The 22,864-nt window shown below is 37.9% G+C and carries 27 protein-coding genes; 12 read left to right on the top strand and 15 right to left on the bottom strand.

Annotated features, from left to right (window positions below; all coding sequences use genetic code 11):
- The first annotated feature begins 379 nt into the window (after positions 1–379).
- Complete coding sequence (locus D1868_RS11000; protein WP_156004836.1) at positions 380–925, top strand: hypothetical protein; 546 nt, start codon at positions 380–382, stop codon at positions 923–925.
- Positions 926–1,005: 80 nt separating this feature from the next.
- On the opposite strand, the gene D1868_RS10995 is transcribed toward D1868_RS11000, so the two are convergent.
- Positions 1,006–1,149: a hypothetical protein gene (locus D1868_RS10995; RefSeq protein ID WP_156004835.1), complete on the bottom strand. Its 144-nt coding sequence runs from the start codon at positions 1,147–1,149 to the stop codon at positions 1,006–1,008.
- Between D1868_RS10995 and D1868_RS10990 the strand changes: the two genes are divergently transcribed.
- Positions 1,082–1,231, top strand: coding sequence for a zinc ribbon domain-containing protein (locus D1868_RS10990; RefSeq protein WP_156007898.1), 150 nt, complete (start codon positions 1,082–1,084; stop codon positions 1,229–1,231). The two genes, D1868_RS10995 and D1868_RS10990, sit on opposite strands and share 68 nt — an antisense overlap.
- A 459-nt stretch (positions 1,232–1,690) precedes the next feature.
- Here the strand turns inward: D1868_RS10990 and sdx are convergent, their stop codons facing one another.
- Both sdx and D1868_RS00640 read right to left on the bottom strand, forming a co-directional pair.
- Positions 1,691–2,020, bottom strand: coding sequence for a sulredoxin (gene sdx / locus D1868_RS00645; protein ID WP_156004834.1), 330 nt, complete (start codon positions 2,018–2,020; stop codon positions 1,691–1,693).
- Positions 2,021–2,068: 48 nt separating this feature from the next.
- Entirely contained in the window at positions 2,069–3,265 is a 1,197-nt protein-coding gene (locus tag D1868_RS00640; protein ID WP_156004833.1) for a cation:proton antiporter, read from the bottom strand.
- A 55-nt stretch (positions 3,266–3,320) separates the two neighbouring features.
- On the opposite strand from D1868_RS00640, the gene D1868_RS00635 reads away from it, so the two are divergent.
- Positions 3,321–4,286 (top strand): hypothetical protein, encoded by a 966-nt coding sequence (locus tag D1868_RS00635; RefSeq protein ID WP_156004832.1) that lies wholly within the window; start codon positions 3,321–3,323, stop codon positions 4,284–4,286.
- Between the two features lie 104 nt (positions 4,287–4,390).
- Here D1868_RS00635 and D1868_RS00630 read toward each other — a convergent pair whose 3' ends face one another.
- Positions 4,391–5,254, bottom strand: coding sequence for an NAD(P)-dependent oxidoreductase (locus D1868_RS00630; protein WP_156004831.1), 864 nt, complete (start codon positions 5,252–5,254; stop codon positions 4,391–4,393).
- Positions 5,255–5,568: 314 nt separating this feature from the next.
- Between D1868_RS00630 and D1868_RS10985 the strand changes: the two genes are divergently transcribed.
- The gene (locus tag D1868_RS10985) at positions 5,569–5,814 is read left to right on the top strand and encodes an MFS transporter (protein WP_231112403.1); all 246 of its coding nucleotides are present in this window, start codon (positions 5,569–5,571) and stop codon (positions 5,812–5,814) included.
- A gap of 326 nt (positions 5,815–6,140) precedes the next feature.
- Here D1868_RS10985 and D1868_RS00620 read toward each other — a convergent pair whose 3' ends face one another.
- Positions 6,141–6,449, bottom strand: coding sequence for a hypothetical protein (locus D1868_RS00620; RefSeq protein WP_156004830.1), 309 nt, complete (start codon positions 6,447–6,449; stop codon positions 6,141–6,143).
- Positions 6,450–6,703: 254 nt separating this feature from the next.
- Complete coding sequence (locus D1868_RS00615; protein ID WP_156004829.1) at positions 6,704–7,738, bottom strand: RsmB/NOP family class I SAM-dependent RNA methyltransferase; 1,035 nt, start codon at positions 7,736–7,738, stop codon at positions 6,704–6,706.
- A gap of 50 nt (positions 7,739–7,788) precedes the next feature.
- Between D1868_RS00615 and D1868_RS00610 the strand changes: the two genes are divergently transcribed.
- A complete protein-coding gene (locus tag D1868_RS00610) occupies positions 7,789–8,166 on the top strand; it encodes a hypothetical protein (protein ID WP_156004828.1) in 378 nt (125 codons plus the stop codon).
- Here D1868_RS00610 and D1868_RS00605 read toward each other — a convergent pair.
- Positions 8,134–8,847 carry a sugar nucleotide-binding protein gene (locus tag D1868_RS00605; RefSeq protein WP_156004827.1) on the bottom strand — a complete coding sequence of 238 codons (714 nt, stop codon included), beginning with the start codon at positions 8,845–8,847 and terminating at the stop codon, positions 8,134–8,136. The genes D1868_RS00610 and D1868_RS00605 overlap by 33 nt on opposite strands.
- Positions 8,848–8,887: 40 nt before the next feature.
- Here D1868_RS00605 and D1868_RS00600 point away from each other — a divergent pair, with 40 nt between their 5' ends.
- Complete coding sequence (locus D1868_RS00600; RefSeq protein WP_156004826.1) at positions 8,888–9,235, top strand: hypothetical protein; 348 nt, start codon at positions 8,888–8,890, stop codon at positions 9,233–9,235.
- Positions 9,236–9,241: 6 nt separating this feature from the next.
- Here D1868_RS00600 and D1868_RS00595 read toward each other — a convergent pair whose 3' ends face one another.
- A complete protein-coding gene (locus D1868_RS00595; RefSeq protein ID WP_156004825.1) occupies positions 9,242–9,670 on the bottom strand; it encodes a hypothetical protein in 429 nt (142 codons plus the stop codon).
- A 624-nt stretch (positions 9,671–10,294) separates the two neighbouring features.
- On the opposite strand from D1868_RS00595, the gene D1868_RS00590 reads away from it, so the two are divergent.
- Positions 10,295–10,570: a hypothetical protein gene (locus D1868_RS00590; protein ID WP_231112402.1), complete on the top strand. Its 276-nt coding sequence runs from the start codon at positions 10,295–10,297 to the stop codon at positions 10,568–10,570.
- 96 nt (positions 10,571–10,666) lie between these two features.
- Here D1868_RS00590 and D1868_RS00585 read toward each other — a convergent pair whose 3' ends face one another.
- On the bottom strand, positions 10,667–11,581 hold the full coding sequence (locus D1868_RS00585; RefSeq protein ID WP_420824488.1) for a 2-oxoacid:ferredoxin oxidoreductase subunit beta: 915 nt from the start codon (positions 11,579–11,581) through the stop codon (positions 10,667–10,669).
- Entirely contained in the window at positions 11,568–13,445 is a 1,878-nt protein-coding gene (locus tag D1868_RS00580) for a 2-oxoacid:ferredoxin oxidoreductase subunit alpha (RefSeq protein ID WP_231112401.1), read from the bottom strand. Before D1868_RS00580 ends, D1868_RS00585 begins: the two co-directional genes overlap by 14 nt.
- A 65-nt stretch (positions 13,446–13,510) precedes the next feature.
- Here D1868_RS00580 and D1868_RS00575 point away from each other — a divergent pair, with 65 nt between their 5' ends.
- Both D1868_RS00575 and D1868_RS00570 read left to right on the top strand, forming a co-directional pair.
- Positions 13,511–14,398 (top strand): ABC transporter ATP-binding protein, encoded by an 888-nt coding sequence (locus tag D1868_RS00575; RefSeq protein ID WP_156004822.1) that lies wholly within the window; start codon positions 13,511–13,513, stop codon positions 14,396–14,398.
- The gene (locus D1868_RS00570) at positions 14,391–15,224 is read left to right on the top strand and encodes an ABC transporter permease (RefSeq protein ID WP_156004821.1); all 834 of its coding nucleotides are present in this window, start codon (positions 14,391–14,393) and stop codon (positions 15,222–15,224) included. Before D1868_RS00575 ends, D1868_RS00570 begins: the two co-directional genes overlap by 8 nt.
- A 62-nt stretch (positions 15,225–15,286) precedes the next feature.
- On the opposite strand, the gene D1868_RS00565 is transcribed toward D1868_RS00570, so the two are convergent.
- On the bottom strand, positions 15,287–16,144 hold the full coding sequence (locus D1868_RS00565; protein WP_156004820.1) for a dihydrodipicolinate synthase family protein: 858 nt from the start codon (positions 16,142–16,144) through the stop codon (positions 15,287–15,289).
- Positions 16,145–16,193: 49 nt separating this feature from the next.
- Here D1868_RS00565 and D1868_RS00560 point away from each other — a divergent pair, with 49 nt between their 5' ends.
- Entirely contained in the window at positions 16,194–16,601 is a 408-nt protein-coding gene (locus D1868_RS00560) for a metal-dependent transcriptional regulator (RefSeq protein WP_196770285.1), read from the top strand.
- Here D1868_RS00560 and D1868_RS00555 read toward each other — a convergent pair.
- The 3 genes from D1868_RS00555 to D1868_RS00545 are packed head-to-tail and all read right to left on the bottom strand — an operon-like array spanning position 16,598 to position 18,242.
- On the bottom strand, positions 16,598–16,804 hold the full coding sequence (locus tag D1868_RS00555; protein ID WP_156004818.1) for a hypothetical protein: 207 nt from the start codon (positions 16,802–16,804) through the stop codon (positions 16,598–16,600). The two genes, D1868_RS00560 and D1868_RS00555, sit on opposite strands and share 4 nt — an antisense overlap.
- A gap of 30 nt (positions 16,805–16,834) precedes the next feature.
- On the bottom strand, positions 16,835–17,302 hold the full coding sequence (gene priX, locus D1868_RS00550; protein WP_156004817.1) for a DNA primase noncatalytic subunit PriX: 468 nt from the start codon (positions 17,300–17,302) through the stop codon (positions 16,835–16,837).
- On the bottom strand, positions 17,289–18,242 hold the full coding sequence (locus D1868_RS00545; protein WP_156004816.1) for a TIGR00269 family protein: 954 nt from the start codon (positions 18,240–18,242) through the stop codon (positions 17,289–17,291). Before D1868_RS00545 ends, priX begins: the two co-directional genes overlap by 14 nt.
- Positions 18,243–18,294: 52 nt before the next feature.
- Between D1868_RS00545 and D1868_RS00540 the strand changes: the two genes are divergently transcribed.
- A complete protein-coding gene (locus D1868_RS00540; RefSeq protein WP_156004815.1) occupies positions 18,295–18,972 on the top strand; it encodes a hypothetical protein in 678 nt (225 codons plus the stop codon).
- A gap of 54 nt (positions 18,973–19,026) precedes the next feature.
- Here D1868_RS00540 and D1868_RS00535 read toward each other — a convergent pair whose 3' ends face one another.
- On the bottom strand, positions 19,027–20,529 hold the full coding sequence (locus D1868_RS00535; RefSeq protein WP_156004814.1) for an APC family permease: 1,503 nt from the start codon (positions 20,527–20,529) through the stop codon (positions 19,027–19,029).
- A gap of 145 nt (positions 20,530–20,674) precedes the next feature.
- Here D1868_RS00535 and cutA point away from each other — a divergent pair, with 145 nt between their 5' ends.
- Positions 20,675–22,864, top strand: coding sequence for a glyceraldehyde dehydrogenase subunit alpha (cutA, locus tag D1868_RS00530; RefSeq protein ID WP_156004813.1), 2,190 nt, complete (start codon positions 20,675–20,677; stop codon positions 22,862–22,864).

The raw sequence follows: 22,864 nt of genomic DNA, 5'->3' as shown, positions 1-22,864 counted from the left end.
AATAAGTTTGCTTTCTCAATATTGGTTCTAATACATTTTATTCTGCTTACGTTAAATTCAATGTCGAAAGAGACTGAACCACTTGCCTCTTATCTTCACATAATAATTCACTAATAATAGAGACCAAACTATCATGGATAAGTTGAGCTCTTGAAGGAAGAGACTTTTTCCAGTGCTTGGTATCGACATGGTTTTCATACCAGCACTGCCTTATCACGTCCAATAAACTATCTAACATCCTGGATTTGCTCTTATTCTTTACACGACCGTGATACTAACTCTCATTTTTATAAGAAATCAGGGAAGGAGTCTAATGTTTACTCTATTGTTTTCACTAACATAATGTTTTTATAATTAGGTCTTCATAAGAATGGTTAGAATGGGTTTTCAACCCTTCGGCTATCCTAACGGCCCTATGAGTAACTCCTCAGGAATGGCAAACATAATGATGTGTATGCAACCCGTAGGGTTGGGCGGTAAGCAACAGATGATTCCTACTCAATATCCCGTAAACCTCCAATATGTGGTTCAACAAGTTACAATGTATCTGATGAGTCAAGGATTTCAGGTTTATCCTATGACTGGGCAGAACGTTGCAATAATACAAGCACAACATACGAGCCTTTTGGGTTATTTAACCGGTTCAAATAAAGCTTATACTATAAGGATTTGTCAGGGTCCTAATTATGTTATGGTAGAGACTGGAATGACCGACTTATTGCAAGATATGCTACCATTACTAGCTTCTGGTGGTATTGCCGTACTTTCGGATGAGGATTTACACAACAAGTTGCTTACATTACTTGGAGGTGCAGGAGCTGCATACGATGTATATAATATAGCCAAGGATCTAATGCAGGAAGACCAGATCATGAATATAGTTATGATGGCTGTCATGAGTGCTCCACCCTTATATCCAGTTTAACCGCAATATCCGCAGCCTAACTATGGTCAATATAGTCAACCGTATTCTCAGCAGGGACAAACATATCAGCAAGGATATACTCAATCACAATACCAACAAAGTAGCCAATACTCGCAGACACAACAAAATACGCAGAAGTGTTGGAATTGTGGAGCTATTATCCCTGCTGCGGCTAAGTTCTGTCCTAATTGTGGAGCTTCTTTAATGCCGATCAAGTGTCCCAAATGCGGCTACATTAATCCGCCTAGTGCAAAATATTGTGGGAATTGCGGAGCTCAATTAACACAAGTTAAACAAACTACTTAACACTTTCTTATTTAGTTTTTATTCTTCTCAAGTCAGGTTAGTATTTTTCATAGAGTAGCAGAACATGAAATCAAGAAGCTATATTCATAAGGAGTTTCATATAGTCAATCAAAGATTGTGTCTTTGTCATTCATCTCATTTAGCTTTTGGACTCACTTTAATATATACTCACCTCTTTTGATTTAACAATGGAATTTTAATGTCTTAGATTAGACTGGACTAGCTGATGAGGAAAGAAAAATACGGTTGAGGAGCTCTATAAGGCAGTCAATACGTTAGAAAAATCAAGAAGAATATGCCAATCAACCAAGAGGCTATATCTAATTAGGTTAAGATAAAAAATGAGAGCTTAATTACCCCTATAAAAAATTTTAGGGAGCTTAAGAAATCTCTACTGAAAACTACCTACTTAATAAGACCTTAATGAACTAATCTGTTTAGTAAGGATAAAATTTATTTTTAAATGTCTACTTCTACCCATCCTCCGTTGTCTCTTACCTGATATGTTTTTAATCCCAATTTTTCTTTAGGGGCGTCTGGTGCAACGTAAGGTGGTTCCAACATTGCTCCAGTCTTAAGGTCGAAAACAGCATGATGGCATGGGCATTTCACTGTGAGCTTTTGTTCATCTAGTAATCCTAGTATACACCTAGCGTGACTGCAGACTGCATCCATTCCGTATAGGGTTCCATTAACGTTTGCGATGAAAATTACTTTATCATCTACTTTAACTGACGCAAATTTAGCTTTTTCTAGGGCTTTAGCACTTATAGTGCGTTTCCAAACCATAGACACAATTTTACACCTATGGCTTTTAAAAGTTAAATTAAAGGTTGTTTAAGTAGTCAGAATCCACTTTCTTACAAGATAGGAGAACAGAAATCCGCCTATAATTGTTGTTACTATAGCCATAATAATGATCTGAGAGTACTGATTAGTATCTATAATACCCGAGGTAAGACCTAGAGTAGCTACTACCAGCCCTACTTCACCCCTCGGTATCATACCTATTGAAGCGATGATCGACCTTCTTACACTCTTTGTAATGAAAAAGGCAACAGGAAAGATTCCAGCTATTTTCCCTAAGATACCGAGAAAACTTAATAGAAGACCTAGGGATAAATTATACGGGTTAAGGAACGTGGTGTAAGGGGTCTCCATTCCGACGTATATGAAGAAAACAGGGCCAAAGATAGAAAGTAATGTTGAAGTGAACTGAACTATTTTTTCTGATTTTACACTCTCAGCAATTGCCACACCGGCTATGAAGGCTGCAATTACGGGAGAAAAGCCTAAGAGTAACATTATAAGGACTAAAATGAAAAGTATTACTAATGAGACGTTGTTAATTAAATCATCTTCTATCCTAGAAATTACTCTGGGAATTACGAATACTGCTGAGAACAACATTATTAACCACGCTAAGACCGTTTCTATCACGCTAACTAGTATCCGACCAAAGGAAATAGTTTTTAGTGTAACTAGCTCAAGAATTACGGACAAAATGATGAGTGATACAACATCATCTAAAGCCGCTGCAGATATAACCAGTCGCGTGAAATCGTGTTTATAAAGTTTGTACTCTTCAATAATCGAAGTAGTTGCAGCCAGACTTGTCGCTGCACTTGCGGCTCCCATAATAGCGGAAACTGTTGTATTGTAAATGAGGGTGAAAGTTGCGTAAACCAAGTATGTGGGAATTACAGCACCGGCTGTAGCTGCTATAAAACCCGGTAATCCGGACTCTTTCAAACCTTTAAATCCGTGTGAGAGACCAGCGGCGAATATCAGTAGGACCACAGAGAAATCCGCAAAAAGAATAAGATAGGAATTAACTTCAAAGATAGGCAACCCGATCAAATTGTCAATATATCCGCCTATAGCGTAAGGGCTCAGTATTATACCTACTATTATTTCAGCTATGATAATAGGGAGGTAAAACCTTTGGGTTATGAGCCTTCCTAACTGAGCGAAAGTCAATAGCGTAAACAGTTCAAGTAATGTTAAATAGACGATATCATTACTAGATGTCATAAGCTTACTATATTACGAACACTAGATTTATTTTTAATGCTCTCAAATAACCACTATGGCATTACTAAAGAGAGGAGAAAAGAAGATCTTCCACATAGATTCACTTAACCAGCATATGAGAGAAGTTATAAAGACAGTTATGGACGTAAACCTTAACGATGTAGCTAAGTATTATGGGCTGAGGTATTTATCTCCTAAATTCGGAGAACCCATATTCATACCTTATGGTAGACTTGACGGTAACTTCAAGAAATTTGAGGATGCTTTTGAGAAGATTTACGACGAAATCGAAAAAGTAAAGGAGGAGGGATTGAAAAAGTATTTAGAATGGTACCCCAATTCACAATTCCTTGATCACTATAGAATAGTATTTTACTCCTATACAGACTTAGAGGACGGAGTACTTTATGGAATCGGAGCTGAACCGTTAGCAGTAATACCGAACTCCTCTTATCCAGTAGACAAAGTCTCGGACGGTGATGTAATAGTAGGAATGCAATTGCTAAACGTAGCTCTAACAAAGGGTCTAAAGATAAAGTTTTTTGACATAATTGCTAACAGACGTGAGGAAATAATTGAAGCTTATAACTGGCTTTACAGTGAGTTTCATGTGAAGTATGATGCTAAGGATAAGGTCTTCTTAACGGATATTGCTACATATTATATGAAGAAATTCTTTGAAGTTGTTGATGAGTTAAAGAAGAAAGTTGAAGTAATAGAAAATCTAAAAGGTAAACGAGTCGTTATACCTATGGTTGAAAGTACGGCTAAGAGGGACGGTAGAGTTAAGGAAATAATGGAGATAGAGTTTGCTGACTATATTGACCAAGGAAACTACTATAAAGTAGAGGCCATTCCATCTATATACAATAAAGAATTCATGGGTAAGCTCTTTAAACAAGTGCTAAATAACTTTGATGAGATACTACTTCTCTTTGAAAGGAAAGCTACAGTTCCAGATGAACTAAAAGAATTAAAAGTTAAGGAACAAGGAGATAGATATTTAATACTGACGAAATAAGTAAAATAGTTTTTATCTCTTTCTGTAGTATATCGTGGAGGTATCTGAGAAAGGATAGAAAGAGACTTATTTAACCGAGATTTTATTTTTTAAGTATTAAGACTCTATTTGTTACCTTTACGATATACTTCTAAAACAGCAGCATAATCGTTCTCTCCATGACCCATAGCCTCTGCCACCCTGTACAACTGTAAAGCTATTGACGACAATGGGTTAATTACCTTAATATTCTGTGTCTCTTTTGTTATTATTTCTAGGTCTTTTCTCATATGTTTTGTTGCAAATTGAGTTGAATAATCATTGTTCATCATTTTAGGTATCTTCAGCTCGGAGGTTGGAGACTTAGCACTACCGTATAAGGCTAGGACTTTGTGAACGTCCTCTGGCTTTAATCCAGCCTTTACACCGAAGTTATACGCTTCTGCTAATGCGGCCACATAAACGCCTACCATCAAATTGTTTACAAGCTTAGCATATAATCCCATTCCGTTTCCTCCCATATAGAGGATCGTAGACGCAGTTTCAGAAAGTATCTCCTTAACCACATCCAATTTTTCCTCTGGACCTCCCAATAATACTGTTAACTTCTTTTGTTCAGCGAAAACTGAAGTGCCTATAACTGGTGCGTCATACATGAAACCTCCATTCTCTGCAACTTTCTTTGCAATTCCAATTGATACTGAGGGTGATATAGTAGACATATCTATTATAATTTTACCCTTGCTATAAGGTATCAAAGGTGTTAAGAAATTGCTAACAGCATCGTCGTCAGCTAGCATTGTAATCAATAGGTCGACCTCTTTCAGTAATTCAATGGGATCTTTGACGTACTTAACACCGTATTCTTTACTGAACTGTTCTGCTTTTCTTTCCGTTCTGTTGTAAACTAAGTGTAGTTTTCCAGCTTTTGCTAAATTTGCCCCTATCCTGTAGCCCATTATACCTAATCCAGCTAGTCCTATTTTCATAGTAATTCGAAACACAAACTATTAATAAAAAATTTACCTAGCTTGTCTCCAATCTCATGTAAAACTGTTTCGGGAACTGTAATGTAGAATTTCGAACTTAAGCTGAAAAGATTTTATTTCAATTCTTTGATTTATATTAATTTGTAAAAGTATAATACAAACAACCTTTTTTCAATTTTTTAAGCCTGAAAATTACATCCACTCGACCATTATGTCAATCTCTGCCTGGACAGGTAACATTTACGACTTATTATTATTGTCATATCTATTCCTACCTAGAGAGAGTTTATGGGCTAGATTTCTTTGGCTACACAGTGCTCTTCACCCTAGGAAGGATCATGGGTGGAACTTACTTCGGGAATGTGGCTGACAAAATAGGTAGGAAACCGGTTTCAATTATCGGAACAACCGGTTACTCTCTCTTTACCTTTATTCCTAACGTAGAAGTACTTTATGCTTCCAGGATAATTGAAGGGATGTTTATGGGTGCACAGTGGACTGCAGGGACTGTGTTGGCTTACGAGAGCCCCGTGGACAATAACTGGTATAGTCCAGGCTAGATATGGTATAGGTTATGCACCTTTCAGTTCTTCTTTATTTCGACAGGTACTAGACTGGTGGTATCGTGGCTCACCTGACTTTCAGTTCTTTTTGAGGGCTAAGTCCCTACACCTGATCAACATAAAACGAGTAAAATGAAAATGTAGAGACAAACGGTTTATAGGTGAGTACTTTGGTGTCGAAGGATTAGTGAAGGGAATTGATATAGTGGGTTTGTTCTCTACAGCAGTAATTTTCGTGAGTATAATAACGTGGCCTAAGAGCAAGCGTCATGTGATATTGATAGAATAGGCGTAAAAGAAAGGCTAAAAAGATAATTAATTCGTTATTTTTTCTTTAATTTTTCTACTATATCTTCAGCTTTTTTAATGTAAGTATCTAAAGCACTCTTTATGTCCTTTATGCTCATCTTAACTTGGTTTTCCTTTAACTTATCGAGCTTACTTAGTAACTCTTTGAACTCCTTCTCTAGTTCATCTACTTTTCTACCTTCCTTCTTAGCTTTTGCGATTTCTGAAGCTATATTATCATGAATTGAGGAAGTGAGCTTTCCTATATCTTTCATCAACTCCTTCTTTTCATTATATATTTTCGTTTTTACTTCATTCAATAATTTAGTTAGGTCTTCTATCATCACTGATCAGTTCAAAGTATGACATAAAAAGTTTAAGGATAAGGAACTATTTAAAGGGTAAAGAAGGGGGAATATCGTTATTTTTCATACTTGAAATAGTTTAATCATTATACCACTTCAAGTTTCCCTGATTATTATTGTTTAATTTGCCCTCTCCCTTATAAACCTTGTTCGTTAAGGTAATACTATGTGAACATTAGAGACTACTTAAAGTCAAGGAGAATAAGAAAATTAATTAGCAAAGCGTATCTAGGTTACCCCTCAAGCTTTGACACAAAAAAGCCCTCTGTATCGTGAATATAAGGTATGAAGCGTTTAGAAAAGACTACCTTATGACCTACATTATGAGTAACCTTCTTAACAACCTCCTCTCCCTCCTCTGGGAATATTGAACATGTAGCGTATACTACAGTAGATGATAGAGATAGGGCTTTACCCAAGAGCTCCATCTGCAACTTTGAAAACTCTGAAACCTTACTCTCTGTTAACCTAAGGAGTACCGTTGGCTCGTTTGAAATCATACCTGAAGAGCTACAAGGGGCATCTAGTAGAACTTTATCGAATTTTTTAGAGAAAGTTAAATGAGTGGCATCACCGTGTATAATATTAACTCTGTCCAAATTTACTCCAACGTTTTTCATGAAGTTGACCTCCCTTATTAATCTCTTATACTCTACCTCACTAAGAGTGAGTTTAGCTCCGTTTTCAGTGAGCACCATAATTAGTGTTGCTTTTACCCCAGGTGCTGAGGTCATATCGTATATACTCTCACCTTTTTTAGGGGAAAGTGTCGCAACCACACTCACGCTTGCCTTATCTTGTATTATAACTTTATATTCTCTGAACTCTTTCGTCTTAGAGAGATTACCATTTATTAATTTATATAAAAAATGATAATCTTTATCTCTCTCCAATACCATACCTTTGTTCTCTAAACTCTTAATCACTTTGTCTTCATCAGTTTTGAGAGTGTTAACCCAAAACCACGTGGTTTTTCTCATCAGCGACCTTTTTAGCTCTCCTATGTCGTAAAGTCCTGAAAGCTTTTTTTCCATCCAATCAGGGAAAACTACTGCTCCTTTTCCCTGCAAGAATTCCTTGACTTTTTTCCTCCTGCTTTTACCTTTCAAAGAAAGGTATTGTAGTATCAGTAATTTTGCTTTTTCGTAAGCATCATTACTATCGATTTTATATTTTCCCATTTCGTGAGCTTTTTTGAAGGCTATGGGTAACGGATCCCCTTTTTCGACGTAATAAAGAAATCTACTGAGTAGAAGTTCCAGTGACATAAGACTGTATCTGACATAAAAATTTAAATGTGTAATGAGATATTTCTCTTATGAAAGTTGAGACAGTTGAAAAATTATACTTTGAAAATGTTTACTCGATAGAAAATGCGGAAAATATTGATGAACTATTACGCAGGGTTTCACGTTCACTTTATTTAATGTTAAAATTAGTTTATCTGCGTCATGGAGAGCTATCGAGGACTACGGGTAGAGAGATAATGAGATTCCTATACTTAGAGGAGAGCGGTGAAAAGAAGCTTGAGAGGCTCGGAAAAATAGTTAGTTTATTAAGGGAAGAAGCGATAACGACAAAGTTTCCTTATATTGACTTTTACATGCAGAACTTCGTAAGTGAGATGGACAGATTGATGATTAAGAAAGGATATAACTTCTTCTTAACTTCTGACAGTGAATCCAAGACCTCTTAGGAGCCAATCGTCTAGGGAAAAATCGTAGTATTTTCCTTCAAATGGAACTACTTTAGCGTTAAACATATCGCCTAGTTGTTCGCAAACCTCAACCATACTCTTCCTTTTTCCTCCTACATTGACAACTCCCTTAATCCCTCTTTTTATCAAGCTAGAAACTATCTCTGAAGCCTCCTCAACGGTTATCGGTGATACGTAAAAGTTAGAGTTGCATTTTATTACTCTCCTTCCTCTCAAGATACCCTTCACAAAAGGGTAAAATATTCCTCTATAAGTTGTGGAATATAATGCACCAAATCTAACCACTAAGTAATTACCTAGAGCCATAATTCCAGATTCTCCTGCAAGCTTGCTAAGCCCGTAATAGTTGAGTGGGTTGAGTGTGGAAGTCTCGGTGTAATAACCTTTCTTGCCATCAAATACCATGAAAGTCGAGAGAAAAACGTTAGTGGAGTTGACTTTGTGAGCGCTCCTAGCCACGTTAATGGAATACCACGTGTTAATGTTCCACGCAGCCGAGGGGTTTCTATTAGCCTCATCGTAAGGCACCTCAAATGTGTGGATTACAACGTTAGGTCTTTCCTTTATTACCCTCTGTGGTGAGTCGATGATAATCACTTGTTTGAGATACTTGGCAATACTTCTAGCAAGTTCACCTTCATCAGTTACTCCGACTAACAAAGTAAATAGTTAATAACCTTGTGTCCTTAAAAATTTGTGAATGGATATAATTAAAGAGTTTTCAAAGCTTGAAGGGATAGGAGAAGCAGAAGAGAGAATGCTTAGAGTATTATGGGAAAACAAGATAACTAGGCTGAACCCGTTAGAACTGAAACCCATTGAGACCCTAGAAGGAGATACGCTAAAACTACTGGTTTTCAAGAATGGTATTGTGGCCATAATTCACAAACCTACTGGTCTTTTCGTTTTAATCTACAGTGTAAATTCTTTAGAATTAGAAACACTCAGATACATTGTAACTAAAGAAAAGGAACAAGATCATCAATTTATCTCACTAGTTTATGAATATTTGAATGTTAAAGAAAAAGGACGTTTGGGTAAGATCTGAATGTATTCACGGTTCTGCTTCAAAGAACAACTGTTCTTCAAGCTCTGTACACGACTGTTTGTCTCCTTTAAGGCAGTTTTTTGCTAAGTAAAGGTAAAATATTGCATCCTTTATCTTGTCAACGTCTTCTACTTCCTCCAATTTTCTTATTACTAAATCTAGAGCTTTCATGATATTATTGTCCTTATACCTTCTTGGTAAAACTATACTTCCGTTCTCTATTATTTTACTGTCATATGTTACAAATCGATAATACATCTTTCCGTTTATCACAGCCCTCATTGCATAGAGGTTATTGAAAACCTTAACGAGTATTATAGAGTTTCTTCCTCTTATAAGCATTAGTCTTTTATCGAGCATTATCGCTGAAAATCCTTTAGGTACATTAACTACTTCTCCGTTGTCGTTCACTATGTCCCTTAGCTTATATTCCATCAAAAGTAGATCAATAGGCGGTAATATATAGTTTTTCCCGATAAGTTATAAATAACTATATAGGCGAAATTGTAAAATATAGTCATATATAAATCGTTTGAATGGTTTTTATAAAAAACTTAAATCTGAAATATCATACAAATCCGAAGGATGTATTTATATCGTTAGATCACAAGACCTTCTATGATATATAAATAAAGTGATTTGGTAAAACCGAGATATAGATATTTACTGACGGCTATGACTTATTGTTTATACGTCTATTATTCACATTAGTGATGAAGTAATCTTAGAACAATGAGCAAGTTACCTGACTTCAAGATTTGAAATCAGCTTTTATCACATTTATCGTTGATAGGTGCTGTTATATGTGCATTATCTGTTTGGCTACTTAGAGGAACTTTGGAGAGATATGTGTGGATTTAAAAAAGAGTGAATGATAAATAATTATTCGGAAGAAATTTTGAATTTTTTTTTCTTCTATTAGTCATCATATTATTAGCTTAATTTAATTTTAATAAGAAAAACAGCACTTACTAGTTTAAATTATTTTTACATACCTAACAAAAGTTTATATCCCAACAAACAGTTAATAATATATTAGGGATAAGAATGAATGAGGTTGTGAATAAAAGGAAGGAGATAGAAAATAAGCTAGAAGTGGTTTATGACGACGATGAGCTAACGGTTGTAATAGCTCCAGAGGAGGACGAGCTAAAGGAAGTTATACTTAATCTTCTTAAAGAGAAACCAATGGACGTAAAAGAGATACACAATGTTCTCACTAACTTAGCAAGTGATGAGAAAATAAGGAAAGCATTGTACGAGTTGGCAGAAGAAGGTACTGTAATAGAGGACAAAAAGAGCAAGAAGTTTATGTTGGTAGGAGTTACAAACTAAATTAAAGGTATAACTTTTGTATCTTAATTCAATTTCTTATTAAAGGCAAAAATTATAAAGAAAATGCTGAGGGAAAATGTTTAGAAAATGATAAAATCAAACTCTTTTAGCTTTTATCAGCTCAGTGATGTCAGTAGTGCCAATACCTTTAAGTTCAATAGGCTGGATTGCTGGGTAAAATTCTCTATAGTTAGGTATGTTTTGTTCAAGCCTTTCCTCAAAAGTCGGGATAAGCTCGTTCTGGTAAAACACGCCAAGAGGTATTTTTTCTCCTAGCTCCATTACTTTCATCATGGCTTTTTCAAACTTTGTCTTTGTTTCTTCCTCTCTTTTAACCACTGGATCCCATGCTGGATCGTTATCCAACTTGTAAACTCTCTTATCATACCATTCCTTAGTATTCACATCATTATAAGTAGGACATGGCTGAAGAATTTCTATTACTGCACTTCCCTTGTGCTTAATCCCTTTCTTTATAAGTTCTTTCAGATGTACGATATCGTACGCGTATCCTCTTGCTACAAAAGTATAACCTGCAGCCAAGGCTACTGCTAAGGGGTTTACAGCGTCGTTTATATTCGGTCTTGGTAAAGACTTAGTTTTCACACCTCTTCCTAATGTTGGTGATGCTTGTCCTTTAGTCAAACCATAGACTCCATTGTTATGTATTATAACAGTGATGTCCAAATTCCTTCTACCCAAATGCACGAAGTGACCCATTCCTATTCCGACACCATCGCCGTCTCCAACATTTACCACAACTTCTAACGATGGGTTTGTTGTCTTTATCCCAGTAGCAAAAGCTATAGACCTACCGTGAAGTGTGTGAACGCCACTGATAGGTAATTCGATGAAATGTGGGATCTTACCGGAACATCCTATACCAGAAACTATCACTATTTTCTTTGGGTCAACACCTAGTTCCCTTAACGCCATCTCTTCAGCTCTTAGTATACCAAAGTTTCCGCACCCTGGACACCAATCGTTAAATACTGGTTTACGCTCCATAATTCAACACCACTTTCTTGTCTCCGTTCTTAATAATTTGTTTTACGCCGTATATAATTTCTTCTCTAGCTATTGGTCTTCCAGTCCACTTAAGTATATAATTCGTAGCAAATATTCCAGTTTTCTCAGCCAGTATTTCAGCACCTTGAGCTTGATAATTATTTTCAACTGCAATAATTTTCTTCCTTCCTTCTAATAGTTTCCTCATTAATTTCACGGGATAAGGGTTAAACATTTTTACCTGAACCATCATAACGTTAATTCCTTCCTTATTCAACTCATCCATTGCGTCCAAAATGGCTCCCTTAGGTGAACCCCACGTTAAGAGCACGATGTCTCCATCACCAACAACGTTCACCCTTTGTTCTTCAGGGATTTCCTTATCTGCCGTCTCAAGCTTCTTCATTCTCTTTTCATACATCTTGAGCCTATTGTTACTCGCTTCTGTGATGTGTCCTTCTTCGTTATGTTCATCACCAGTATAGAATATGCTGGAATAACCTAAGAATACCCGCGGTGAAATTCCGTCTTCAGTGATTTCGAACCTGTTAAACCTCTCTGTAGTAGGATATACTATTTTACCCCTCTCGATTTTCACTGGGGCTGAGGTAAGTAAGTCCTCATCCAGAATGGTATATGAATTGGCTAAAGTCTTTTCAATAATGTGTATTACGGGTGTTTGGTATTTCTCAGCCAAGTTTAAAGCCCAAATCGCGTCCCAGAATATCTCTGCATGATCTCCAGATGCAATGACTATTCTGGGGAATTCCCCATGTCCCACGTTGAGCGCAAACTTTAAGTCAGCTTGCCCAGACCTAGTCGGCAAACCTGTTGCAGGTGCACCCCTCATGTAATAAGTTATAACAACCGGTACTTCGTTCATTCCAGCCCAACTTATACCTTCTGACATTAGTGAAAAACCTGGGCCAGAAGTAGCTGTTGCAGCTCTTGCTCCCGTCAAAGCTGCACCAATAGCCATATTAATTGCTGCTAACTCGTCCTCGGCTTGAACTACTACGGCACCTCCTTTCCGGAGTTCTCCTCCCTCAACTATCATATCCAGATTCTGGTTAGCCTCTATGTAGGTGCTCTCATCAGAGGCCGGTGTTATTGGGTAGTAGGATTGGAATCTCAAGCCCCCAGCTAACTTACCCATCGCTGAAATAGTGTTTCCGTCAACTTGTATTCTATCTTTCTTAACTTCTCTCACGGCGAGATGATAGGCATTTGGGGCTAAGTTATATCCCATTTCAGCAGCCATTGTATTCATCTTGAAGAATAACTCGTTCTTAAAAGTCTCCTGAATTGCGTTTTTAAGGAGCCCAAATGGAAGACCAAGGAGACCGAATGAGACACCTACAGCTATCATATTCTTGCTTCTTTCAACTACGGACAGTGGTACTTTGAAAGTGTTAGCTATCTTCTTCAAAGAATCTAGGTAATTTACTTTTATTACCTTTACCCCTTTTGCGGTCAGGTAATTTACTACATCCTTTACCGTGAAACCGCTCTTCAACTCCTTTTTGACCTCTTCAGCTATCTCCGGTTCAATAGACTTTACCATGTCGAGTGAAGTATTTTCGTAATCGATACCGTAAATCACGTAATCTCTTACCTCAGTAAAGTGTTGAAACAGTGTTTCAGCGTCGAAAGTCGTTAGAATGTCCGTATAAGAAGATACACTGAAAATCCTTTTCTCATCAAAGACTACTTGAAAGTAGCTGTGTCTTCCCTTAATGTTAGAGTAGTATTCTCTATTACCAAAGATATAATAACCAGCTTTAGCTATCGCATTCCCAAATATATTTGCGGAAGTATCAACGCCCAAACCTTGTGCTCCACCTATCATCCATACATGTCTTGTCATAACGATCAATTTCTATCCATAGAATAAAAGTTTTTATCTTCTCTCGTAAAGTTGAAAAAAGTCAAATGATAGTGATTGATAGGCTCAAAAAGAAGTACGGAAGTAAAGTAGCTTTGAACGGAGTCTCTTTGGAAGTTAAAAAGGGAGAGTTTGTTTCGGTTTTAGGTCCTAATGGGGCAGGAAAGACCACTATGATCAGGTGTACACTAGCATTAATGTTTCCAGACGGAGGTAGTGTGGAGATATTAGGAAAAAATCCCTTTAAGGACAAGTCTGTATTTCGTGAGGTAGGTTACGTTCAAGAGTTACCGAACCTTCCTCCTTTTTTAACTGGCAGACAAGTGTTGAGGCTTTCAGCCAAAATGAAGGGAGCGAGTAAGGATGAAGTTGATGAACTTTTAGAACTCGTAGGCATTGAGGAATTTGCGGACAGACAAATAGCTAAGTACAGTAAGGGGATGACACAAAGGATTGCAATTGCTGAAGCCCTCTTGGGCAATCCTCAGGTTCTAATTATGGACGAGCCAAATATTGGAGTAGACCCAATCTTTTCCCTTCACATTAGGGATACCTTTAACAAATTGAAGAAAAAAGGAACTTCAATCTTAATGACCTCTCATGAAATGGAGGATGTGAAAAAACTCTCTGATAAAGTAGTTCTAATATATCGAGGAAACAAGGTATTCGAAGGTAATGTGGAGGAGCTGATAAAGAAGTTTTTGGGCATAGTTGTAGTGATAGAGGCAGATCAGAGAGCTGAAGAAGTACTAAAAGGTCTTGACTTTGTGAAGAAGGTCGAAAGTGACGGTGGTGGTAAGTATTATGTCACTTTGTCTGAAGACAAAAGAGAGGAGCTACTTAGGGAATTAATCTTTCAGGGAGTAAAAGTAAGATCCTACTACTTAGATGTCGACATAGAAAAGGCGTATGAGAGGGCGATAAATAATGTTTGACATTCTGCTTTACGAGTGGAGGAGGGCTATAGCGCGTAAGAAGGTTATAGTTCTTGTGTTAGTATCACTTTTTTTCGAGATAGCAGTGTATTTAGCACTATATCTAGTGCCGTCTAAGGCAGTTAGGGTAATCCTCATACCTCTTTACCCTTACATGTGGGCTGTGGGAGCTCTCCTGCCTCAGAGTTTACTCCTCCACTTCTTAGCGATCTCTATAGCATCTGGTTCAATGTCGGAGGAATATGAGCAGGGGACGATCGATTTCTTCTTAACAAAGCCCGTCACGAGGATAAGGTTTTACGCTGAAAAATGGCTCGGTTCCTTTACTCTTCTGGCTATGATCTACGGGTTAATGGTAGTTCTTTCTCTAGTCTTTTCTTTCTGGTTTTTCGGAGCCCAGACAGACCTAATTGACTTACCTAAGATAGTAGGACTAGTCCTTGTGTCATCTTTAGTCTTCTTCTCCGTAGCCTTCTCTATAGGGGAGATATTGAGGAGGAGCAGTCTTTCCTTCATAATCTCTAGCTCTCTACTGATAGGTTCTATCCTAGTTTCTGACATACTTGTATTCATAGGCAACTTCACACACATTGCTACATATATATCTATCGCCCTAGCCCTGCCTTCTTGGGGTGCTACTCAGTTACCATTTCTACCATTAGCTAACTCACAGTTTAGCCTTTTCGTTAAAGCACTCGATATATTTCCATTGACTGTGGGTAGCATTCAGGACGCGGTAGTGTCCATATTCCTATATACTGTCGTACCAGTAATCCTATCCTTATATTCTTTTACAATAAGGGACGTACCGAAAAGGGTGAGCTGAAAAAAGTTATGACTTTCAGCCGGGGATAATTTGAAATCACCAAATCATCACATCGACCCTCATCACAAGTTTAACTCCTTAAGAGTGGCGTAAATAACTGAATTCTGTTCCATCTTTTCTTCAAGGGGCTTTCTGACCGTACCAACGTATATTCCGCGATATTTTAACGCTACTTTCACACCAGCAGGGTAATCTCCATTACTAATCGCTCTGGTAAGCGTAGTTACGTCTTTCTGGAATTCTAACGCTTCTTTAAAGTTACCTTCCTTTAGTTGCTTAAATAGTTTCAATACTAACTCCGGTGCGACGTTTGCAGTAGCTGATACCGCACCGTCAGCTCCCGACATCATTGCATAAAATATCAATTCGTCGTTACCTATGGTTACGTAGAAGGGATTTCCTTCTTGCTTTAGTTCTACATACCGTTGTAGTAACAAGATGTTATTAGTAGTCAATTTGACTCCGTCTATAATTCCTTCACTTACTAACCTTCTCACCAAATCTAACTCTACATATGCCTTTCCATCATAATTGTATAAGTAAAGAGGTATTCCAAACTTCGAGAGCGATTCAAAGTAACCTATTATCCCCTTTTCTGAGGGTTTATGATATATCGGAGGTAAAGATGCAATCCCATCAGCTCCCACTTCAACAGCGAGTTTAGCTAACTTAAGAGCGTTTAAAGTGGAGTTTTCTGTTATATTTATTATGACCTTCAAGTTAGTGGATAGTCTCAGTGACTTTATAAACTTCTCTTTTTCTTCCATACTTAACATGTTAAATTCTCCCGTAGTTCCCAAAGCGAACACAGTCTGTATTCCATTTCTCTTTAGGAAGTCTAGGTAATTTTTTAATGAGTTCTCGTCTAGACTTTCATCTTGTGCAAACGGTGTTACTATTTCAGGTATAATTCCTTCCACGATGTGTTTAATCGTATAATAGTTTAAATATTTAGTTAAGGATCAATAGATTGTGAGTATCTCAAGAAGAGAGCTCTCGTATCTCCTTGTTATTAAGAAGTATAATGATCAGGGACAACTTGCTAAGTTAAGTTGGATAGCAAAACAGTTAAACGTATCTCCAGCAAGTGCTTACGAGGAACTGGAGCATTTAGAAGGCAAGGGCTATATAAAGAAGACCAGAAGTGGGATAGAAATAACAAGTGAGGGTAGGAAAGCCATAGACAATTTAATAAAAGCACATAGGGTTATAGAGTCCTTATTGGTGGAGATAGGATTTTCTCTTGATGATGCTTGTAAGTACTCTACACAATTCGACTTCGCAGTCCCCGAGGAGATTATTGAAAAACTACACAAGTACCTTGGAGAACCTAGAAAATGTCCTCATGGAGAAGTAATTCCCTTAACTAATTCTTAACCAAATATGAATTTTCCCCATTTATACCTGAATAGGGCTCCGAGTAGTAAGAATATTACAGCCATCGGTACTGCTATGTAAGGAACCAGTTGCCAACCTGGAACTCTTTCTAATACATTAGCTACCCATATAGTCAATGCAAGAAATACTACAAGGGGACCAAGAACTACAAACCAAGTGGTTGCGCTCCACTTCTTGCTCATAAAAGTTTCATCTAACTTCACAGTATAAATTCATTCATTTAAAATTTTTGTAATTATTTCGTACATCTCTTTATCTTTTTCCTCGATCCTCTTTAGTGACCATGGGAGTAATTTCTTAGTCTTTACCCCCCGTACGACAGATTTTAACCAAGATTCATAGACTTTGCCTCCGCTCTTAGAGTAAAACTCCTCTAACTGTTCTATGGCTTCGTTCTCATCCAAACCTTTAACGTTTACCAAATACCGGCTAGCTACGTAAAGTATAAATCTCTTTCTACAATCAGGCATACCTTTTTCCAGAACTTTTTCTATCCACTGGTAGTTCACCTTCCTCCTTCTCGGAGGAAAGAGACCCTCTACTTCAAATAGAATTTCTCCTTTCTCGTTGTACACTTTGGAGTACTTACCATCAAATACAACGTAACCAGCATAAGAACCATCTGGGTAATTTAGCGTGTATCTTATGACTTTGCCCTTTTCGTCCTCACCTTGCTTCATTCAGTACCCCCATTGAAATTCTTGTTGCACAGAAAGAACAGATCTCCCTTCCTTTAGAAGTTGGTCTACCGCAGATTTTACACCTTGATATATCTTCTTCTCTTGCGTATTCCTTTTCAAGGGGGCCTTGGATCTTGTCCACAAAGTTTTGAACTAACATCATCATGAAACCTGGGATTTCATCCTCTAACTCTTCTAATTTCCTTCTTATCTTGTCCTGCGTCGCTCCGCCTACCCTAAAGGTATGTGGGCACGAATCATATAGGAACGGGATTTTATTAATAATGGCGTAAGTCAGTATTTCTTTTTCATATATTAGAAAAAGTGGTTTGATCTTTTTCACTTTGTACCCCTTCTCAGGCTGAGAGACCGGCTTTAACCTAGAAAGATCTAGAATATCTCCGCTAAAATAACCGGATAGTACAAACTGAGCCATGTCGTTTAAGTTGTGTCCAGTTGCAATCGCGTCTAACCCTTCCCTTTCAGCTATATCATTTAATGTGTACCTTTTGACTAATCCACACGTACTACAAACAGGTCTCTTAATTTTTTTCTTAGCCTCGTCAATGGTGAAACCGTATTCGTCCTTTATCCTGATCACTTTGTACTTGAGTCCCAACATTTCGAAGTTTTTCACAGCTAATTCACTACTTTTGGTAGAGTATGCTTTGCCCATGTCTATTCCGAGATCGATGTTTATTCCGACTAATTCAAAGTCGTAAATCTTTGAGAGCTTGTACATTAAATGAAGTAAGGTAGTGCTATCCTTACCCCCTGATACAGCTACTCCTACTCTTTCTATCCCATCTAACATGTGATATTTTTTAATTAACCTCTCAAATCTGTGTTCGAGCCACTCCGAGAAGTGTGTTTTACATAGAGCTATATTAGCGTAAGCTATTTTAATAATAGCCTTCTCATCGCACTTAGCACATTTCATAATCCTAATTTTAGCATCAAAACATATAAACCAGACTGTAAAGCATAAACCAATGCAAATTCTAGTAGAAGTTCATCATAAGCATAAGTTAGAAAAGCTCATGAAAATAATATCACAATTGGAGCCCTTTGATGGATTTGACATTCCGGACTCACCTTTAGGAATGCCTTCACCCTTGCCCTCAGTAGTTGGGACTCTCATCAGGCATATCCTTGAGGACAAGAGGATTATAATAAACCAAAGGACCTTAGACACTAACGAGCTTTTTCTCCACTCTCTATCTATAACTAGCAAAATGATGAACTTCGATATAACATTTACTAGAGGAGATAAGCCTAAAATAGGCAGGGAAGTCGGTTATGTTTCTCCTGAAGAAGCGGTCAAAATTGCTAAGGAGTATGGAGTAAACGCAGGGTTGATGATCAGCATGAGAAAGAGTAGAGAGGAAATCGAGAAAAGGTTAAAGTTTGCGAATGCTGATTTTTATTTGGTTTTAAGGCTAGAAGACCCTGACCAGCTCGATAGGCTTAATACATCTATCCTAATCCCTTACGTAATAGTGAAAACCGAGAAGAATAAAGAGTTGGCTAAAGTCCTTAACCAACCCACAGTTGATATTGACAAGGCGCAAGACTTCATACAAGCGTTAAAGAGAAAGGGTGTTATGGGGGTTTTATTATCAGCCTTAGGAGACTACGATGCTTTGTTACAACTTCAGAAGAAGATCTAAAAAACAAAGGCAGAGAAGAGAGGTTAAAGGGTTAAAAAATAAAACCTAACCACCTTACTCTGGCGGTATCTCCTTATATACTAGGTTTAAGTCTACTCCTTTACTCTTGTTATGTATGTAAGAAACTATGTAGACTATAACTGATCCTATAAGAGTCCCCAGAACGAAAACTAAAGTGATGAAGTCAACTCCACTACTTGTCATAAAGCCAAAGTCAGGATTTGTTCCAGACACATAAGTCAAGTACGCGAAGTAAACTATAGAGATCACCGACGCAGGAATTAGTATACTATTATTATTCTTAATACCGTGTCTCAGTCCAGCTATTGAAACAACGAGGAAGTATAATGCACCTAATATAGTTGCACCATATAAAGATAAAGCATTAGAAGACCCTAAGAAGTATATTACCGCTAAGAACATTGTGACTAATCCTAAATCTAGTAAGTGTGTGTAAACCGGACTTCCGTTCTTGCTCACTGAGGCAAATATTGACGGAAGCACTCTATCAAAAGCCATTGCGAAGATATACCTAGAGAAGACTATTACACCGTAAGCTAATATGAAGAACTCCCAGACTATTAGTCCTAGTCCTATTATCCATTCTAAAACTATGTTGTTAGCAAGACCTATAGCAACGCTCCAGAAAGTATAAACGAATCCGTTCTGCATATATTCTGCAGTTGTAAATCCGTAACCACCCACATAATACATTAACCCATAACCTGCCTCAACTATGATGAAAGTGAGGATGAGGCTTATGAACACGTTGTATTTTAATGCATTCTTTCCTTTTATTTCAGCAGCTACAGCTGGACCTGCTTGCATCCACGGGAAGGTATAAAGTGCTAAGAAAGGTAGCATGAATAAAGTTGCGTTCCAGTTGAAAGAGGGTCCGTTATAAGTCACATAAGTGATATTTAATGCTTTGAGAACTGGCTGTATCTTTATGGAGAAGTCTCCTGCATTCAAAGCTAAAACTCCCATAGCGAGGATCGTAGTAAAAAGAGAGAACAGACCTAGAATTGATATTAATGAATAACCCCATTTTGCCTTTATAATATTTATAGCAACTATTATAGCCATTACAGCAAAAGCGAGTATAAAGGAAGGTATTGGTGAGGCTAAGTAATTCCCCAAGTTTATTAATGATGTCTGTCCATTTAAGCTACCTATCTCGGCAAGAACAGACTGAATTGCTGATGATGCAAAAAACGCCGTTAGAGCGAAATATGCTACGGACTCAATCATTAGAGACAATGCCATAATGACTCCTATACTTCCGTGTAGGGTTCGCGAGATCCATACGTAATCTCCGCCCGTCCTAGGTACTTTCCTTATAAAGTAAGTATATATTAGAGCTTGAGGGATCGCTAGGATAAAACCGATTAGTGTAGCCACGAGCAGGTTAGAGCCAGGCTGAACATAAGGTGTAATTCCAGTATAAAGGGCTAGACCCGCAGACATGTTACCGACGTTTAGCATAATGACGTCTAACATATTCACTTGTTTAATTAGACCAGAAGACTCCCTTACAAAAATGTTGCTTTTCTCCATTAGTATCCGTTTTGAACTATTGCGCGTACTATCTAATAAAGTTTTACATTATTTATGTAAAGTAATTCAGAATCATTTACTTTTTGAATTTACTTGGTCAAGTAAAAATCCAAAACTTAAATAAAATTTTAGTCTAAGTAAGCATGTGTACGTTGGACAAAGAGTAAAAAGGAAAGAAGACTTGAAGTTAATAACTGGGACCGGAAGATACGTTGACGACATACAATTAAACGGTATGCTCTACGTAGCTGTTTTAAGGAGCACAGTACCTCATGCAAAGCTGAAGAATATAGATTATCAAGATGCGTTAAAGCTACCTGGAGTGGTGAACGTTATTACCGGGCTGAATCTACAAGTAGATAATAGGCCAAGAAATTTCCCTATGGCTAAGGATGAAATTTTATTCGTGGGGCAGCCAATAGCTGCTGTTATTGCAACAGACAGATACGTAGCGTATGACGCTCTTGAAGCAATTACTTACGAATACGAGGAATTACCTGCTGTCGTAGACCCTGAAGAAGCGATGAAAAATGAAGTGAAAGCCGTTGAAGGTAGGGATAACATTGTTTACAAGAAGACCTACAAAGGGGGAGACCCAGAAAAGGCTTACGAGCAAAGCCAAGTTAAGATCGAGGAAAAAATTTACATATCCAGAGTTTATCCCGCAGCAATGGAGCCCAGAGGATTAGTAGTTGATTATCAGCAGGATAGATTAACTGTCTATGCCTCAACGCAATCACCCCACTTCATGAGGTCATACTTACTAGCAGCTTTTTCAGACATGGTAAAGGACATTAGGGTAATTCAGGCTGATGTAGGAGGAGCTTTCGGATCGAAGTTATTCCCGTATCCAGAGGATTATATTGCTGTCTATGTCTCATTAATTACGAGAAGGCCCGTAAAGCTAGTCCTCACCAGAAGCGAGGACGTTTTGTCAACTTATCACGCAAGAGGGCAGATACATAAAGTTAAGGTGGGGGCAAACAAAGATGGTAGAGTTAACACGATTATTGATGATGTAATAATTGATTTAGGCGCCGCATGGCACGGTACTTATTTGGCAGATATTGCTGCGACGTTAGTTACTGGTCCTTATGACATTAAAAACGCTTTAGCCAACGTATATGGAGTACTGACGAATAAAGTACCTATAGACCAGTATAGGGGTGCTGGTAGACCTGAGGCAGCCTTTGTATACGAGAGAATAATGGATATATTGTCTGATGAGCTCGGATTAGACCCGATAGAGGTCAGGAAGAAAAACGTTATCCAGTCAACCCCTTATACTAACCCCTTCGGACTTAAATACGACAACGGTAACTATATGAACTTGATATTAAAGGCGGAGAGGTTCTACAGAGAGATGGAAGAAGAGGCAGAAAAATTACGAAAAGAAGGTAGAAGAGTAGGAGTAGGTCTATCTTTCTACGTCGAGCAGAATAATTTTGGCCCTTGGGAAAGTGCGTCCGTTAGGCTGCTAGCTGACGGTAAAGTGGAGGTAATAATTGGAGCTTCTCCTCATGGACAAGGGACCGCTACTGGTATAGCTCAGATAGTAGCCGATGAACTTCAAATAAGTATAGATGACGTGGAAGTTGTTTGGGGCGATACTGACAAAATATCCAACGCTTTCGGAACTTACGGTAGCAGGAGTTTAACTTTAGCAGGTAATGCTGCATTGCTAGCAGCTAGGAGGCTGAAAGATAACATAATGAAGTTAGCAGCGTCTTTCCTTAAGAGTGATGTAGAGGAATTGCAATACAAAGACGGTAAGGTATATAATCCTAAGTCTGGCAAGGAAATGACCCTGAAAGAAATAGCCAGAAAAGCAACGGCAAACTTAGGCGGAGTCTGGAGGTATAAGGCTGAGCCAACGCTGGAAGTTACTGCTTCTTTCGGTTTAGACAATTATACTTTCCCATACGGTAGTCATATTGCAATGGTTGAGGTAGATGAAACCGGTAAAGTTAAAGTGTTAAATTACGTTGCCCTAGACGATATAGGTTTAGTAGTAAATCCTATGTTAGCTGAGGGGCAAGTGCACGGGGGAGTTATTCAGGGATTCGGGGAGGCTCTCTTGGAGGAAATAGTGTATAATAAGGACGGTAATCCGTTGACTACTAACTTTTCAGAATATGCTATACCAAGTGCAGTTGAGTCCTTTAATATGAAGTGGATATACTCAGAGGAGGGTAAGTCTAACGCCCCACTACCCGCAAAGGGAATAGGTGAAGGTGCTACTATAGGTGCACCCCCAGCAATAATCAGGGCGTTAGAGAAAGCTGTTGGCAAAAAATTTACAAAAATTCCAGTCAGAATGGAGGAATTGATTTAG

This window comes from Stygiolobus azoricus (assembly GCF_009729035.1).
In the GTDB taxonomy this organism is placed as follows: domain Archaea; phylum Thermoproteota; class Thermoprotei_A; order Sulfolobales; family Sulfolobaceae; genus Stygiolobus; species Stygiolobus azoricus.
Note: the sequence above shows the minus strand (reverse complement) of the source record. Positions and strands in the feature narration are given on the sequence as shown.